This window comes from Romboutsia sp. MSSM.1001216sp_RTP31141st1_G3_RTP31141_220114 (assembly GCF_039031195.1).
Taxonomy (GTDB): Bacteria; Bacillota; Clostridia; order Peptostreptococcales; family Peptostreptococcaceae; genus Romboutsia_C; species Romboutsia_C hominis.
Genome location: NZ_JBCIUO010000001.1, coordinates 575,041 through 593,494 on the forward strand (window position 1 = coordinate 575,041; position 18,454 = coordinate 593,494).

Sequence of the window (18,454 nt, forward strand, 5' to 3'; positions counted from 1 at the left end):
CTATAATAGCTATACTTGCATACTAATGGAGGAGAAATAAAAGATTACGAAGGTGTTAATAAATCAAAACTACCTCAATTACCACTAATATGTGTAAACACAACAGCAGGAACAGGTAGTGAGTTAACAATATTCTCTATAATAACAGATGAAGAAAGACATGTTAAAATGGCTTTAGTAGAGAAAAATATGACTCCAATATGCGCAGTTAATGATGGACAAAATTTAATCGCTCGTGAAAATATGGCATATGCTGAGTGTTTAGCAGGAGTTGCATTTAACAATACATCATTAGGGTATGTTCATGTTATAGCTCATCAATTAGGTGGATTTTATGATTTACCTCATGGAGTATGTAATGCAGTATTACTTCCAAGAGTTGAGAAGTTTAATGCTAAAGTATGTGCAAATAGATTAAAAGATGTTGCTAAGTTTATGGGTATAGAGGTATCTAATATGAATGATGAAGAAGGAGCTAATGCTTGTATAAATGCTATAGAAAAATTATCAAAAGCTGTAAATATACCAACAGGACTTAAAGAACTTGGAGTGAAAGAAAAAGATTTTGACACTTTAGCAGCTAATGCATTAAAAGATGCTTGTGGTTTAACTAACCCAATAACTGCTACTCATGAAGAAATAAAAGAAATACTTAAATTATCTATGGAATAAATATAAATATTAATATATAACCTAAGGATTATTTCCTTAGGTTTATTTATTTTAAATAAAAATAATAAAGGAAAAAAACAAATAATGTAGAATTATTAAATCTTGAGTATATTTTGAGACAGGGAGATTTAATAAATGACAAAATTTAAGAAAATAATATACATATTAACTGTTATATTAATGACACAGATGTTTATATCTAAAATACATGCAAAAAGTACAAAAGATGCGTCATTTAACGTTTTAGTACTAAACTCTTATCATCAAGGACATTACTGGGAATCAAATATAACAATGGGGCTTAAAAATTATATATCAAATAATAATGAGTCAAATATAAACTTTAAAGTTGAATATTTAGATTTTAGAGTTAATCACAATAAAGAATATATAAAATCATTAAAAGATATGTTAAGTAAAAAGTACCCAAAGGGAAGTATAGATGTTATATATACAGTAAATGATGAAGCTTATGAAGTTTTTAAAAATGAAGTAAAAAATATAAATAGTAATTTTTATAAATTACCTCTTTTATTTAGTGGAGTAGATAACAATTTAGAAGAAACTAGCAAAGAAAAAGAAAATATGGCAGGTATATATCACCGTGATGATACATTAGATTTAATGATTTTAATGAAAGACTTAACTCCTAAAGCAAGATATATAAATATAATAACAGAAGAATCAGGATATGGATATTCTATTTATAAGGAAGTAACAAGGATAGTAGATAGATACTTAAAAGATCAAGTAAAAATAAGACATATAAAAAGTAATTATTTAGAAGATATAACAAAAGAATTAAGTGAGATTAAAAACTCAGAAGATACTATTAATGTAATAGGAGGAGAATTTCAGTACGAGAATTCAGGAAAGTATATAGCTCCTATAGAAGTTATAAGCACAATAAAAAATTATAGCAGTGCACCAATATACTCTAACGATCAAACCTATATGAATGCTGGGATATTAGGTGGTAGCATGGATATAGGGCAAGAACAAGGTAGTATAATTGGAGAGATGATAATTAAGTTAAAAAGTGGAGAAAAAATAGAAAATATTAAAAGTGTTTCAGAACCTAAAGTAAAATCATACGTAGATTATAACAGTATATATGAGTATAATATTAATCCTTTTTCTGTAATAAAGGATGTAGTTGTTTTAAATAAAGATCCTTTTGATTTATTAATTCCTACATGGATGAAAGGAGTTTTAATATTTTTACAAATCATATCAATAATAATTATTATAGGTATAATCATAACTTTTATTAGATTTAGAAATGATAAATTAAAAAGAATAGAAATACAAAAAAGAGCAAAAGAAAGAGAAAAACTAAAATCAGATTTTATAGTTAATCTAAGCCATGAATTAAGAACACCTATAAATATAATACTAGGAACTACTAAAGTATTAGAAAAAAGTCTTGAAAAAGGAAATCTAGATAAAGATTATATACTAAGTAAACTAGAAAATGTAGATAAAAATGCCTATAGACTGCTTAAAATATCAAATAATATAATAGATATGACTAAAGCTGAATCTGGAATGTTAAAATTAAACTTAGAAAATTGCAATATAGTATGTGTTGTAGAAGATATATTTGAGTCGAGTATAGATTTTGCAAGAAGAAAAAATATTGATATGGTATTTGATACAGAATGTGAAGAGGTAAAAGTAGCTATAGATATATTCCAAATTCAAAGAGTTATATTAAATTTGTTATCAAATGCTATAAAGTTTACACCTGAAAATGGAGTTATAAGTGTATATATTTATAAAGAAAAAGAAAATGTAGTTATTGAAGTAAAAGATAATGGAGTAGGTATATCAAAAGAAAAGGTTGATTATATATTTCATAGATTTTATCAAGTGGACAACTTATATACTAGACACAATGAAGGTAGTGGAATAGGACTTTGTATAGTAAAGGAAATAATAGATATTCATGATGGAAAAATACAAATAGAAAGTGAAATAAATAAAGGTTCTACTTTTAAGATATGCCTTCCTAGACATTTGAAAGTAAATGAAATGCAAAATGAAGGTTCAAGTATAAAAGATATAAATAAAATAGTAGATTTAGAAATGTCTGATGTATATTAATTAGTAATCTGTATATAAGCTTTAAAGATGCTTATGTATAGGTTACTTTACTTTAAAATAAATGATAAATAATTAGTAAAGGAAAACTAATTTTATTTGAAACTATAATTACACTTATAGTAGAATAAAATAATAGATAAAAAATTATAATAAGGATTGATGATATTGACATATATTTTAAACAGTAGACAAGTTAAGATAATTAATATATTAAACAAAAGTACACAACCTATAACTAGTAAGGCTTTAGCATATGAACTAGATTGTTCTACAAAAACAGTTCAAGGAGAAATAAAAGAGATAAACTCTACTTTAGAAAATGTAAAAATAGATTCTATAAGAGGAAAAGGATATATATTAGTTGGAAATGTAGATTCTATTATTGATAAAGATGATGAACAAACTAACGTTAATATAGATAGAGTAGGATATATATTAAAAAAGATACTACTACTTTATAAAGATAAAACATTGAAAATAGAAAGTTTAGCAGATGAAATGTATGTTAGTCTATCTACCATAAAAAATGACTTAAAAGAAGTTAAAGTTATACTTGAAAATTATAATTTAAAAACTATATCAAAACATAAGCTAGGTATTAGTATTTCAGGAGATACTAAAAATATAATAAAGTGTATAATAGAAAGTAGCTTAAAGTACAAAAACATAAATATTGAAGACTTTTTTAGTGACATTGTAGCTTCAAATATATCTTCAATAAGAAGTGAAATATTATACAATATACATAAAAAACATATAATATTTACTGATTATGAATTTAATAATATATTCAATTATATACTACTATCACTATCATTAGAAGATAATAATAATTATAAAGAATTTATAAAAATATATATTAATAACTACCAAGAAAAAATAAACAGTAATTACAATAAAGAATATGAAGAAAAAGTACTAAGCTCTATAGATGAGTTTATTAAAAATTTAAAATTAGCTACATCTATAGATTTAAGTAATGATAATATATTTAAAAAGTATTTATATAAGCATATACTTAGCTTTTATACTAACAAAGAACTAAACATAAATACTCAAAGTATAATAGCAAGCGATATAAAGGCTAAGTATCCATTTGCATTTGAACTAGCAACTATTGCAAAAAATACATTAGAAAAAGATTTAGATATTAAAATAGATGAAAATGAGATTGCAAATATTGCAATTCATATAGGAGGAGCATTACAAAGAACTTCTCATAAAGAAAACAAAAAAGTATTAAAAGCTATAATAGTATGTGCATCAGGCATTGGAACATCTATGCTTATAAAGGCAAAGATTGAAGCTAAATTTGATAAAAGAATTGAAATACTAAAAGTAATTCCTTCTTACTTAATAGATTTTATAGGAGTACTTGATGTAGATTTTATAATATCTACGGTACCTATAGATATTAAAAATATTCCTGTTATAAATGTATCACCATTTTTAGATGAAAAGGAAATAATGATAATAGAAAAGTTTATAGATACAGGTAAAATTTATTATAATATAAATTTATCTGAAATATTTGATAAGGATTTATTCTTTACAGACTTAGATTTTGATAATAAATATGACGTAATAGATTATATGTCTGATAAATTACTTAAAAAGAATTATATAGATGAAGAAATGAAACTATCTTATATTGATAGAGAAAAGATAGCTACAACAGAAATTGGAAATATGGTAGCTATTCCTCATGGTGCTAAAGGAAAGGTATATAAAAATACTATAGCAATAGGAATACTTAAAAAAAGCATAAAGTGGGAAGTAGGGGATGTAAGGCTTATAGTAATGCTTTGTATACAAAAAGATAGTATATTAAACTATGAAGATTTACTTTCAAGCATATATAAAAGAATAGATTCTATAGCTAAAGTTATAAGTATATGTGAATCTAAAAATTATGATAAATTTATAGCTATGTTTAAATAAATCTATTTAATTTATAATCTAAAAAAATTTAATATAATAAAGGTGAAAATACACCTTTATATTTAATAGATAAATTTCTCTTTTAACTAAGAGAAATTTTTTGTCTTTTAGGAAAAGGTATTCTAGCTTATTATAAGTATATAAGATAACACAATGAGGTGATAAAATGATTTATACAGTTACACTTAATCCATCTATAGATTATGTAATAAAGCTAGATAATCTAAAAAATGGAGAGGTAAATAGAACTAAAGAAGAGTATGTATATCCAGGTGGTAAAGGTATAAATGTATCTTTAATATTAAAAGAACTAGGATATGAAAGTAGAGCACTAGGATTTGTTAGTGGGTTTACAGGTAATTATATAAAAGATGTATTAAAAGATAAAGGATTAAATGAAGATTTTATAAATATAGAAAATGGATTTACAAGAATAAATGTTAAGGTTAAAAGCAGTGAAGAAACAGAAATAAATGGTCAAGGACCAAATATAAATGAAAAAGATTTAAATAAATTATATGAAAAATTAGACACCCTTAGGGAAAACGATGTATTAGTATTAGCAGGAAGTATACCTAATACTTTAGATTCTTCTTTTTATGAAAATATAATGAAAAGGCTAGAAAATAAAAATATAAAAATAGTAGTAGATGCAACTAAAAATTTATTAATTAATGTATTAAAGCACAAACCATTTTTAATAAAGCCAAACAACCATGAATTAGAAGAATTATTTAATGTTAAATTAGAAACTGTTGATGAAATAATAACTTATGCTAGAAAGTTAAAAGATATGGGAGCTAAAAATGTATTGATATCAAGAGGGAAAGATGGAGCATTACTTATAACAGAAAATGGAGAAATCTTTATAAGTAACGTAGCAAAAGGGAAAGTTAAAAATTCAGTAGGTGCAGGAGATTCTATGGTAGCTGGATTTATAGCTGGATATCTAAATTCAAAAGACTACAAAGAAGCTTTAAAACTAGGGGCAGCTAGTGGAGGTGCAACAGCATTTTCTAATGATTTAGCAGATAAAGAACACATATATAGTTTAATAGATGAAATAAATGTAGAGAGGAGATAAGCTATGAAGATAGTAGATTTAATAAATAAAAAGTCTATAAGCCTTAACTTAAAAGCAACTGATAAAAGTGACGCTATAGATAAGCTAGTAGATTTAGTAAATAATAGTGGCAATTTAAATAATAAAGAAGAATATAAAAAAGCAATAATAGCTCGTGAAAATCAAAGCACAACAGGAATAGGTGAAGGAATAGCAATACCTCATGCTAAAACTAGTTCAGTTAAAAATGCATGTTTAGCTGCAGCTATTTGTAAAGATGGTGTAGACTATGAATCTTTTGATGGGAGCCTATCACACTTATTCTTTATTATAGCAGCACCAGAAGGAGCTAATAACACTCACTTAGAGGTGTTATCAAGATTATCTACAATACTTATGGATGAAGAATTTAGAGAAAAACTTATAAATGCTAAAAGCGAAGATGAGTTTTTAAGTTTAATAGATAAAAAGGAAAAAGAGAAATTCCCAGAAGAAAAAGAAGAAAAAATAGAAGTAGTTAAAGAAAAAACTTCAAAATACCCAAAAGTATTAGCAGTTACAGCTTGCCCGACAGGTATAGCACATACTTTTATGGCAGCAGAAAGCTTAAATAAACAAGCTGAGAAAATGGGAGTTAGCATAAAGGTAGAAACTAATGGTTCATCTGGAGCTAAAAATGTATTAACTAAAGATGAAATAGAAAATGCAACAGCTATAATAGTAGCAGCAGATAAAAAAGTTGATATGGCTAGATTTAATGGAAAGAAAGTTATAATAACTAAAGTTGCTGATGGAATACACAAAGCTGAAGAGTTAATAACTAAAGCAGAAAATGGAGATGCACCTATATATAATCACGGCGGCAATGTAGAAATAAAAGAAGAAAGTAGTGACGAAAGTACATTTAGAAAAGTATATAAACATTTAATGAATGGTGTATCAAACATGCTACCATTTGTAGTAAGTGGAGGTATACTAATAGCTTTAGCATTTTTACTTGATGATTACTCAATAAATCCAGATACTTTTGGTTCAAACACACCGCTTGCAGCATTCTTTAAATCAATAGGAGATACTGCTTTTAAATTTATGTTACCAGTACTAGCAGGATATATTGCATATAGTATAGCTGATAGACCAGCTTTAGTAGTAGGATTTGTAGGAGGAGCACTAGCAAATACTGGTGGTTCAGGTTTCTTAGGAGCATTACTTGCTGGTTTTATAGCAGGATACTTAGTAGTAGGGCTTAAGAAAGTATTTAGTGTGTTACCAGATTCATTAGATGGAATAAAGCCAGTACTTTTATATCCTTTATTTGGGACACTTTTAATGGGTATTATAATGACATTTTTAATAATACCTCCAGTAGCAGCACTTAATTTAGGTATAACTAACTTCTTAAATGGACTTGGAACTAGTTCTAAATTAATACTTGGATTAATACTTGGGGGTATGATGGCAATAGACATGGGTGGACCAATAAACAAGGCAGCTTATGTATTTGGAGTTGCATCACTACAATCAGGCCAATTTGAAATAATGGCAGCAGTTATGGCAGGTGGTATGGTACCTCCTTTAGCAATAGCACTTGCTACAACTTTCTTTAAAAATAGATTTACAAAAGAAGAAAGAGAATCAGGTAAGGTTAACTATGTAATGGGATTATCATTTATAACAGAAGGGGCAATACCATTTGCAGCAGCAGACCCACTTAAAGTTATACCAGCTTGTGTATTAGGTTCAGCAACAGCAGGAGCACTTAGTATGATGTTTAACGCAACACTAAGAGCACCACATGGAGGAATATTTGTTGTTCCAGTTGTTGGTAACCCTTTAGGATACTTAGCTGCAATAGCAATAGGTTCAGTAGTAGGTATGATAGCATTAGCAGCTTTAAAAAAGCCTATAAATGAATAATATATACTTAGTTAAAAATAGATAGACTTATATAAAAATAAGTCTATCTATTTTTTATATACTAAATGATTAAAAACTTTATTTATATATAAATTTGTATTATAATAAGATGTATATCCTATCATACTGAGGGAGTAGTTTGCACGTATTGTGTGATTAGGTCAACATAATGACTAAATAGTCTGGTCTAATCTTAAAAAACGAGACTCAGGTATGCTTATTTTGCATACCTAGAGTCTCGTTATTTTTTTGCGAAAATAAAAAATTAGGAGGCAATTATGAGTATTACAGCAGTATTATTTACAGCTTTAGCACTTTCAATGGATGCTTTTGCTGTATCGGTAACAAAAGGAATGACTATTAAACATTTAACAAAATCTTTAGGTATAAAAATAGCCTTATTCTTTGGAATATTTCAAGGTGGAATGCCACTTTTAGGGTGGGTTATGGGTATTGGATTTGAAAAGTACATAAAATCTATAGATCATTGGATAGCACTTATATTATTAAGTTACTTAGGATATAAAATGATAAAAGGATTTATAGATGAAAGAAAAGAAGCAAATGAAGTAGATACTTTGTTAGCTGCTACATCTGAAGAAGAACTTTCTACAAAGGATATTTTAGTGTTATCTGTAGCTACTAGCATAGATGCTTTAGCAGTGGGAATAAGTTTTGCTTTTTTAAGTATAAACATAGTAGAGGTATCAATAGCTATAGGTGTTATAACATTTATAATGTGTTTATTTGGAGTTTTTATAGGTAAAAAAATAGGAAACGTATTTAATGGATATGCAGAACTTATAGGTGGAATTATACTTATAGGCATAGGTATAAATATATTTAATGAACATACACATATATTTAGTCAGTTATTTTAAGTACATATAATCAAAACATAAAAAATATATGATAAAAGTATAGATATAGTAAGTTTTTCAATAACTTATTATATCTATTTTTTTATAAAAATTAAAGTGTCTAATAGATATATTACAAAGTAAAAAAACGAACTTTATTTAATTTAAATATATAAAAATTCATAATAATACATAAAAAATATAAAAAAATATTGAAAATGTATGAAAATAATGATATAAATAATATTGTAAAATGATTTTGACATAAAATTAAGGAGTAATTAGAAAATGAAAAAAATATTAGTTTTACTACCAACAATATTATTATCAATATTTTTAATGGTAGGATGTACATCACAATCAGAAACAGGAAATGAAAATGTATTAGGTATAATAGGGGCTATGGAAGAAGAAGTAGAAATATTAAAAGAAAAGATGGATATAAAAGAAACTACGACTATAGCAGGTATAAAATTTTACAAAGGAACATTACATGATAAAAATATAGTGTTAGTTCGTTCTGGTGTAGGAAAAGTTAATATGGCTATGTGTACTCAAGTTTTAGTTGATAAATTTAATGTATCAGCTCTTGTAAATTCTGGAGTTGCTGGGACTATGAATGAAGATTTAAATCAAGGAGATGTAGTTATATCAACAACTACAGTTCAGCATGATTTTGATACAACAGCATTTGGAGATCCACTTGGAGAAATATCAAGATTAAATAAAAGATTCTTTGATGCAGATAAAAATATGATAAATAAAGCAAAAGAAGCTGCTAAGAATGTAAAAGGTGTAAATATAGTAGATGGAATGGTAGCTACAGGAGACCAATTTGTAGCAGGTGGAGATATTGCTAAAAAAATAAAAGATAATTTTAAAGATGTAGAGGCAGTAGAAATGGAAGGAGCAGCTATGGCACAAGTAGCTTACTTAAATGATATACCATTTGTTATACTTCGTTCAATATCTGATAAAGCCAATGGAGAAGCTGATTTATCATATGAGGAATTCTTACCAATAGCAGCTAAAAATGCTAGTTCATTATTAGAAGAATTTATAAAAATATACTAATATTAAGAATAAATAAAAGTTGGGCTAATCTATAGTCCAACTTTTTTATTATATAAAGCTAATGTAACTAAAAGTTGAATACATATTAATCAAAAATTTTATTAGGATGGTTATAAAGGGATAAATAAAGAAGTAGTTAATGTAGAAAATTTTTGGGATGATTTACGAAATCAAAATGACTATAAATAATTAAATGGACTAAATATAAAGGAGGAACGAATCGTTCCTCCTTTATATTTTAAAATTTGTTAAAAAAATAATTAATATTGCACTTTTTTTTATTAATGTATAATAAATATAGACGCATACAAATTTGGAGGGAAAAAATGAGAGAAATTTTAGAAGTAAATCCTATAATAGGTGCAATTAAAAATGACGAAAACTTAGAAGCTGTAGCAAAATCAGATTGTGATATTGTATTTTTATTAAATGGAGATATACTTAATTTAAAAAAAATAATCGAATATCTTCATAAATATGATAAAAAGGTATTTGTTCATATAGATATGATATCTGGAATAGCATCAAATCCGGTTATTGTTGATTATATAAAAAGAGAAGTAAAATTAGATGGAATAATAACTACTAAAACTAATATTGTAAAAAGGGCATTAGAGCTAAACCTAGATGTTGTGCAAAGGTTTTTCTTTATAGACTCAATGTCACTTGAAAATGCTATAGAAAGCTTAAGGAAAGTAAAGCCTCAAGCTATAGAAATAATGCCTGGAATAATGCCAAAGATAGTAAAAAGAATAAATAAAACTTATCCTAATATACCAATAATATGTGGTGGACTTATAGATGAAAAAGAAGAAGTTATAAATATATTATCTTGTGGTGCTATGGCAGTTTCAACTACAGATAAAAGTATATGGTAAGGATTAAAAAAAGGCTGTTAAAAACTTAACTGCAATGTTAAAAACTTAACCTTAAAAAATATTGACGGGAAAAAGTTTTTTTATTATTATTTAATTAAATCAATACTAGGCTGGAGACGAGAGAGCTAATAGTTTTTTTACTATGAGCTCTCTCTGTTTTTTTACAAAAAATTGATTTTATAAAAATTAAGGGGGAATTAAGTTGAAAAAAACATTGATGGGAGAGTGTATCTCTGAATTTATAGGATCCTGGATACTAATATTTATAGGTTGTGGATCAGTTGCATCACTTGTATTAAATGGAGCTAGTATTTCACAGTGGGAAATCGGTATAATATGGGGCCTTGCTGTTACCATGGCAATATATGTTACAGGAGCAGTGTCGGGTACACATATAAACCCAGCAGTTACTATAGCTTTAATGGTGTATAGGGATTTTCCAAAGAAAAAGGTCTTACCGTACATAATAGCTCAAATACTAGGATGTTTTGTAGGAGCTGCTACAGTTTACTTTTTATTTAAGAACTTATTCATATCTTTTGAAAATGCTAATAATATAGTAAGAGCAAGTGCAAGTGGTATGACTACAGCGGGAATATTCTCAACATACCCACATGCTGATATAAGTATAATGACAGCTTTATTTACAGAAATAATAATAACAATGCTTTTAGTTATGGTTATACTTGCAGTTGGAGAAGCTAAAAACTCAAACAAGCCTCATGCTAATTTAGCACCAGTTATGATAGGTTTAATAATAGCTATAATAGGTGCAAGTTTTGGAGTACTAACAGGATTTGCAATGAATCCATCAAGAGATCTTGGACCAAAATTATTTGCAATGATAGCAGGATGGGGAACTAATGCATTAGGAGAAAATATGTATTTCTTAGTTCCAATAGTAGGTCCAATTATAGGTGGTTTACTTGCAGGATTTGTATATGACAAAGGTGTAAAAAGATATTTAGATGATGAAGAGGTTACAGAAACATCTAAGTAGAAACATTAAATACAACAATAATTATAAATATAAATTTTAAAATTTCAGGGAGGGATTTGTATGGAAAGAAAGTATATAATGGCGCTAGATCAAGGAACAACAAGTTCAAGAGCAATATTATTTGATAAGAGTGGAAACATAATAGCAACTTCTCAAAAAGAATTTACTCAATTTTATCCAAATGCAGGATGGGTAGAACATAACCCTATGGAAATATGGGGAAGCCAAAGTGGAGTTATGAGAGAAGTTCTAGAAACTAATTCTATAAGACCAGATGAAGTTTGTGCAATAGGTATAACTAACCAAAGAGAAACTACAATAGTTTGGGATAAAAATACAGGAAAGCCAATATACAATGCGATAGTTTGGCAATGTAGAAGAACATCAGGTATATGTGATGAATTAGAAGCTAAAGGATACAAAGATACTATAAAAGAAAAAACAGGACTTATACTAGATGCATATTTTTCAGCAACTAAAATAAAATGGATACTTGATAATGTAGAAGGTGCAAGAGAAAAAGCAGAAAATGGAGATCTATTATTTGGTACAGTAGATACTTGGTTAATATGGAATTTAACTCGTGGAAAGGTACACGTAACTGATTACTCAAATGCTGCTAGAACTATGCTTTATAATATAAAAGAGTTAAAATGGGATGATGAAATACTTGAAATGTTAAACATACCAAAGAGTATGTTACCAGAAGTAAAACCATCTAGCTGTGTATATGGACACACAGACAAAGAAATGTTAGCAGGAGCTGAAATACCAATAGCAGGATGTGCAGGAGACCAACAAGCAGCACTATTTGGGCAAACTTGTTTTGAAGAAGGAAGTGCAAAAAACACTTATGGAACAGGTTGCTTTATGTTAATGAATACTGGAGAAAATATGGTAGAATCTAAAAATGGATTATTAACAACAATAGCTTGGGGTGTAGATGGGAAAGTTGAATATGCATTAGAAGGAAGTATATTTATAGGTGGTGCATCTATACAATGGTTAAGAGATGAACTTAGAATATTATATGATGCTAGCCAAAGTGAATTTTATGCTCAAAGTGTAGATGATACTAATGGAGTATATGTAGTACCGGCATTTGCAGGGCTTGGAGCACCATATTGGGATATGTATGCAAGAGGTAGCGTAATGGGACTTACTCGTGGTGCTAATAGAGCACATTTAGTTCGTGCAACACTTGAATCAATAGCATACCAAGTTAAAGATGTATTAAATGCTATGCAAGAAGATTCAGGACTAAAGCTAAATGGTCTTAAAGTAGATGGAGGAGCAAGTGCAAATAATTTCTTAATGCAGTTCCAGTCTGATATATTAGATGCAAATATAAATAGACCAAAAGTAGTAGAAACTACTGCACTAGGAGCAGCTTACCTAGCAGGATTGGCTGTAGGATTTTATGATAGCAAAGAAGATATTAAAAAATCTTGGATAATAGATAAAGAGTTTACTCCTAATATGAGTGATGCAAAGAGAAACTTATTATATAAAGGATGGAAAAAAGCAGTACAAAGAAGTCTTGATTGGGCAAGAGAAGATGAAGAACTTAAATCTGAATTAGCATCAGTTGAGAGTTAATATAAAATTAGTGACAAAAAATATTTTATAGTATATAATTAATATATGAAGGAAAATGTTTACAATTTTAAAGTAATATCTATAATTTACGAATTATAACAAAGTGAATTTTATTAAGTACAATATTTAAATATTTTTGGCTAAGAGATGAGAGAGCCTTCTATACAACGTATAGGGGGCTCTCTGTCTTTTTTTAGAAAAAACATAAGTTGGAGGGAAAGTTATGTATGATATAGCAATAATAGGAGCTGGAATTGTGGGAAGCTCTATAGCTCGTGAATTATCTAAATATAATTTAAAAACAGTAGTACTAGAAAAGGGAGTTGAAGTTTGTCAAGGAACTACTAAAGCAAATAGTGCTATAGTACATGGTGGATATGATGCAAATGAAGGAAGTTTAAAGGCAAGATTAAATGTAGAAGGTAACAAGTTGTATCCTAAACTTTGTAAGGAGCTAAATGTAGAATTTAAACAAAATGGTTCTTTAGTTTTAGCTTTCGATGAAGAAGATAAAAAACATATACAACAACTTTATGATAGAGGAATAAAAAATGGTGTAGAAGGTCTAAAAATACTAAACAAAGAAGAAGTATTAAAACTTGAGCCTAGTGTAAATAAAAACGTAGTAAGTGCACTACTTTGTGAAGTAGCAGGTATAGTTTGTCCATTTAATTTAAATATAGCGCTTATGGAAAATGCTATAACTAATGGAGTAGATTTAAAATTAGAAAGTGAAGTAATAGATATCAATAAAATAGATGATGAATTTAATATAAAATTACAAAATGGAAAAATAATAAAATCAAGATATGTAATAAATGCAGCTGGAGTATACAGTGATAAAATAAACAATATGATAGGCGGAGATGAGTATTATATCATACCTAGAAAAGGAGAGTACAAAATACTAGATAAATCTGAAGGGAAAATAGCAAATCATACATTATTCCAATGCCCAACAAAAAAAGGTAAAGGTGTATTAGTAACTCAAACAGTTCACGGAAATTTATTAGTTGGACCAAATGCAAATGTTGTAGATGACAAAGAAGATATATCTACAAGTAGAGAAGGTATTGAAGAAGTAGTTAATGCTTCAAGAAAAAGTATAGAAAATATAGATTTTAGAAAGACAATAACATCTTTTGCAGGACTTAGAGCAACACCAAATACAGGAGACTTTATGATATTTGCATCAGATAAATGTAAAAACTTTATAAATGTAGGTGGAATAGAATCACCTGGGTTAGCCTCATCACCAGCTATTGCAAAATATGTAGTAGAAATTCTAAAAGAAGAGGGATTAAACTTAGAGAAAAACACAGATTTTAACCCAATAAGAAGAAAAAATAAGCCATTTTCACATATGAGTAGCAAAGAAAAAGAAGAAATAGCAAAAAAAGATGAAAGATATAAAAAGATAATATGCAGATGTGAAATGGTAACAGAAGGTGAAATAATAGATGCTATAAAATCACCATGTGGAGCTAAAACTGTAGATGGAGTTAAAAGAAGAGTAAGACCAGGAATGGGAAGATGCCAAGGTGGTTTTTGTGGTCCTAAAGTTATAGAAATAATAGCTAGAGAACTTAATATAAACGTTGAAGATGTATTAAAAGATTATGACAAATCAAACATGGTAGTAGGTAAAGTTAAGGAAATGAGGGGTGAGTTAGTTGAAATATAATGTTGTTGTTGTTGGAGGAGGACCAGCAGGTCTTGGAGCAGCTTATGAAGCTAAGAAAAATGGTGCAAAAGATGTACTTATAATAGAAAGAGATAGAGAATTAGGTGGAATACTTAATCAATGTATACACAATGGATTTGGACTTCATGAATTTAAAGAAGAACTAACAGGGCCTGAGTATGCTCATAGATTTATAGAAATGATAAAAGAAGAAAATATAGATTATATGCTAAATACTATGGTACTTAATATAACTAAAGATAAAACTATAGAAGCACTTGGAGAAGATGGACTTATAAATATAAGTGCAGATTCAATCGTTCTTGCTATGGGATGTAGAGAAAGAACTAGAGGTGCAATCGATATACCAGGATATAGATGTGCAGGAGTATACAACGCAGGAGCAGCTCAAAGACTATCAAATATGGAAGGGTATATGGTAGGTAAAGAAATAGTTATATATGGATCAGGAGACATTGGTCTTATAATGGCAAGACGTATGACATTAGAAGGCGCTAAAGTTAAGGCAGTAGTAGAAGTTAATCCTCACAGTAGTGGGCTTACTAGAAATATAGTACAGTGTTTAGATGATTTTAATATACCTTTAATGTTAAGCACAGGTATAAGTTATATTCATGGAAAAGAAAGAGTTAAAGGAGTTACACTTTCAAAACTTGATGAAAACAGAAAGCCTATAAAAGGAACAGAAGAATATATACCATGTGATACAGTACTTTTATCAGTAGGACTTATACCAGAAAATGAGTTAAGTGTTGATTTAGGAGTAAGTCTAGATAGTAAAACTAGTGGACCAATAGTTAGAAATAGCATGGAAACTAATATAGATGGTGTATTTGCTTGTGGTAATGTAGTTCATGTACATGACTTAGTAGATTTTGTTACAAAAGAAAGTAGAATAGCTGGTAAAAATGCAGCTCTATACTCATTAAATAAATTAAAAAATAATGAAAGTGTAAAAACTTTAGCAAGTGAAGGAATTTCTTATATAGTACCACAAAATATAGACACAACTTGTGATGAAGATATAAATTTATTTATGAGAGTTAGAAATATATACAGTAACAAAAAATTAGTAGTAGAAAGTAATGGTAAAGTAATATTAGAAAAGAAAAGAAAACATATGATACCATCTGAAATGGAAAATATAAAATTATCTAAAGATTTATTTAAAGATATAAAAGAAAATATAACTGTAAGTGTTAAGGAGGCTTAAATATGGCAAATATAACTTGTATAGTATGTCCTATGGGATGCCCATTAGTAGTAACTAAGACTAATGATGGATATAAAGTAGAAGGAAATACTTGTAAAAGAGGAGAAAAGTATGGAGTAGAAGAGTTAACTAATCCTAAAAGAGTTATAACTACTACTGTAAGACTTGAAAATTCATATTTAAACCTACTGCCAGTAAAAACAAAAGAATCTATACCAAAAGATATGATGTTTGAAATAATGAGAGAATTAGATACTATAAAGGTAAGTGCACCAATAAGTGTAGGAGATGTTATAGTTAAAAACATACTAGACACAGGTATTGATGTAGTTAGTGCTAAAACAGTAGATATTTATTAAAAAGATAGCTTATGCTATCTTTTTTATATACCAGTACTTTATATTAAGTATAAAGCTGTTGATAGCTTACATAGACAACATATATCAATAAGATTAAAATGCAAAAAAAGATATTTTGAGCAACAGACGAAGTCGTGGGCGACATGAAGTGTTTTGCCGACACGTCGCTCAAGCAAAGCGAATTTTTGTTGTACCCAAAAAGTATAAATATAAAAGTTACATCCTTGTTACTTTAATTACGAACTTGTAATCTAAGGTAACAGCCGTGTAACTGTTATATATAATTTTAATATGTTAATATAAATACATAGAAGGAAATAAAATAAAAACTTACATAAATTTACATAAATTAAAAGGACGTGATTAAAATGAAAAGAGCTATAACAGCATTATCAGTATTATGTGGAGGGATGTTATTTGTAAGTCCAATAAACAACATAATATTTGCACAAAATTCTAATAACAAACCTAAAGTAGAAGCAGTTGAAGGTATAAACACTAATACAAAAGAAGAAGTAAATAAAGAAGAAAATAACAACATAGATAAACAAGTAATAAAAAATGAAAGCAATAATAAAGTACATAATGAATCAGTAAAAGTTGAAAATAAAGAAGAAGTTAAAAAAGATGATAATAAAATAAATAAAGAAGAAAACAAACAAGAAAATAATCAAGTAGCTAAAGAAGAAAATACAACTACTAATGAAAATGCAAAAGTTGAAAATAAACAAAAAACTGAAGATGATAAAGTACAAGAAGAAAATGTAGTAGTTTCAAATGATAAAGTACAACCAGACATAAAAGAAGAAAGTAAAGTTGAAGTTATAAAAGTATTAAATCAAGAACAAGCTAAAGATTTATTAAAAATGTATAATCAAGACGCAAACTATACATACCAAGGTGATGAAAATAACTTTAGTGCATTAAAAGAAAAAGGATTAAGTGGATATGTATTTTTCCCAGACTATGATACTGACTTAGGTTTCTTTGTAGATAAAAATACATCAAATATATACTACTTCCACCCAAGTGGATATCTTGAATTAGCTATGTAAAACAAATTAATATAAGCTAAAAAAGAGCACCTCTAAAAAAGAGGTGCTCTTTTTATATAGTAATATTAACAATTAATGATTTTAAGTTGATAATTTAATATAATATCTATTTTTAATAGAATATAAGAAACTATGTACTATAATATATTTATAATTTAAAATATTTTATGATAAAATGTAAATTAAACTAAAAAAATCAGTAAGAAAGAGAGACATAAATATGAAAAGAAAAATAATATTAAACTTAGCAATTAGCATAGATGGATATATAGCAAGTGAAGATGGAGGATTTGACTGGATAGTTGGAGATGGAGATAATTCTTTAAATAGTGATAAAAAGTGGGATTTTAATGAATTTCTAAGTGAAGTAGATACTGTAGTAATGGGAAAAAAATGTTATGACCAAAATTTTCATAATGACTACAAAAGCAAAAAGGTGTATGTAGCTACATCAAAGGAGCTAGAAGATTATGAAAATATACATTTTATAAATGGCGATATATGTAAAGTAATAGAAGAAGAAAGAAAAAAAGAAGGAAAGAACATATTTTTATTTGGAGGAGGGAAATTAGTAGACAACTTTATAAAAGCAGATATTATAGATGAATATATAATAGGAATAATACCTACAATACTTGGAAAAGGTAGACCATTATTCTTGGGTAATAACCCTAAAATAGATTTACACTTAGATGAGTATATTTCAGACAATGGGATTGTCATATTAAGATATTCAAAAAGATAGTATATAAAATTTAAATATATAAAGTTATGAGAATATTTATTTTCATAACTTTTTCTATATATATAATATTAAATTTTAGTTAAAAAATACATAAAAAATTCTATTATAGTTTATGTATTTATTACATTAAACATAAAATTAATTTTATATAGAAGTTATATAAAAATCTTATTGATAAGAATATTTTTTATTAGTACAATCTAATTGTAAAAGTAAAAAAACTAAAAATATAGTTATGTCATTTTTATAAATAACAGTATATATAAA

At 27.4% G+C, this 18,454-nt stretch carries 15 protein-coding genes; all 15 read left to right on the forward strand.

What is annotated here, in order from left to right; all coding sequences use genetic code 11:
- Positions 1-15 precede the first annotated feature (15 nt).
- The 15 genes from ABCP60_RS02975 (at position 16) to ABCP60_RS03045 (ending at position 18,187) form a co-directional block, all read left to right on the forward strand.
- Positions 16-672: an iron-containing alcohol dehydrogenase gene (locus ABCP60_RS02975; RefSeq protein WP_343101209.1), complete on the forward strand. Its 657-nt coding sequence runs from the start codon at positions 16-18 to the stop codon at positions 670-672.
- Between the two features lie 135 nt (positions 673-807).
- Positions 808-2,778: a HAMP domain-containing sensor histidine kinase gene (locus ABCP60_RS02980; RefSeq protein ID WP_271934255.1), complete on the forward strand. Its 1,971-nt coding sequence runs from the start codon at positions 808-810 to the stop codon at positions 2,776-2,778.
- 165 nt (positions 2,779-2,943) lie between these two features.
- Positions 2,944-4,719: a BglG family transcription antiterminator gene (locus tag ABCP60_RS02985; RefSeq protein ID WP_166506241.1), complete on the forward strand. Its 1,776-nt coding sequence runs from the start codon at positions 2,944-2,946 to the stop codon at positions 4,717-4,719.
- A gap of 166 nt (positions 4,720-4,885) precedes the next feature.
- Positions 4,886-5,803: a 1-phosphofructokinase gene (gene pfkB / locus ABCP60_RS02990; RefSeq protein WP_343101210.1), complete on the forward strand. Its 918-nt coding sequence runs from the start codon at positions 4,886-4,888 to the stop codon at positions 5,801-5,803.
- Positions 5,804-5,806: 3 nt separating this feature from the next.
- Positions 5,807-7,699 (forward strand): fructose-specific PTS transporter subunit EIIC, encoded by a 1,893-nt coding sequence (locus tag ABCP60_RS02995; RefSeq protein ID WP_343101211.1) that lies wholly within the window; start codon positions 5,807-5,809, stop codon positions 7,697-7,699.
- Between the two features lie 278 nt (positions 7,700-7,977).
- Positions 7,978-8,580: a manganese efflux pump MntP family protein gene (locus ABCP60_RS03000; RefSeq protein ID WP_092926315.1), complete on the forward strand. Its 603-nt coding sequence runs from the start codon at positions 7,978-7,980 to the stop codon at positions 8,578-8,580.
- Between the two features lie 267 nt (positions 8,581-8,847).
- Positions 8,848-9,633 (forward strand): 5'-methylthioadenosine/adenosylhomocysteine nucleosidase, encoded by a 786-nt coding sequence (locus ABCP60_RS03005; RefSeq protein ID WP_242871329.1) that lies wholly within the window; start codon positions 8,848-8,850, stop codon positions 9,631-9,633.
- Positions 9,634-9,959: 326 nt separating this feature from the next.
- Entirely contained in the window at positions 9,960-10,511 is a 552-nt protein-coding gene (locus tag ABCP60_RS03010) for a glycerol-3-phosphate responsive antiterminator (RefSeq protein WP_092926313.1), read from the forward strand.
- A 202-nt stretch (positions 10,512-10,713) separates the two neighbouring features.
- Positions 10,714-11,511, forward strand: a complete 798-nt coding sequence (locus ABCP60_RS03015; RefSeq protein ID WP_343101212.1) for an MIP/aquaporin family protein — start codon at positions 10,714-10,716, stop codon at positions 11,509-11,511.
- A 60-nt stretch (positions 11,512-11,571) separates the two neighbouring features.
- Entirely contained in the window at positions 11,572-13,110 is a 1,539-nt protein-coding gene (gene glpK, locus ABCP60_RS03020; protein WP_166505239.1) for a glycerol kinase GlpK, read from the forward strand.
- A 223-nt stretch (positions 13,111-13,333) separates the two neighbouring features.
- On the forward strand, positions 13,334-14,794 hold the full coding sequence (locus ABCP60_RS03025) for an NAD(P)/FAD-dependent oxidoreductase (RefSeq protein WP_343101213.1): 1,461 nt from the start codon (positions 13,334-13,336) through the stop codon (positions 14,792-14,794).
- Positions 14,784-16,028: an FAD-dependent oxidoreductase gene (locus ABCP60_RS03030; RefSeq protein WP_092926306.1), complete on the forward strand. Its 1,245-nt coding sequence runs from the start codon at positions 14,784-14,786 to the stop codon at positions 16,026-16,028. The genes ABCP60_RS03025 and ABCP60_RS03030 overlap by 11 nt, the downstream gene beginning before the upstream one ends.
- A gap of 2 nt (positions 16,029-16,030) precedes the next feature.
- Positions 16,031-16,387 carry a DUF1667 domain-containing protein gene (locus ABCP60_RS03035; protein ID WP_195581026.1) on the forward strand — a complete coding sequence of 119 codons (357 nt, stop codon included), beginning with the start codon at positions 16,031-16,033 and terminating at the stop codon, positions 16,385-16,387.
- Positions 16,388-16,755: 368 nt separating this feature from the next.
- A complete protein-coding gene (locus tag ABCP60_RS03040; protein WP_092926302.1) occupies positions 16,756-17,442 on the forward strand; it encodes a hypothetical protein in 687 nt (228 codons plus the stop codon).
- Between the two features lie 220 nt (positions 17,443-17,662).
- A complete protein-coding gene (locus ABCP60_RS03045) occupies positions 17,663-18,187 on the forward strand; it encodes a dihydrofolate reductase family protein (RefSeq protein ID WP_166505242.1) in 525 nt (174 codons plus the stop codon).
- The last annotated feature ends 267 nt before the right edge of the window (positions 18,188-18,454 follow it).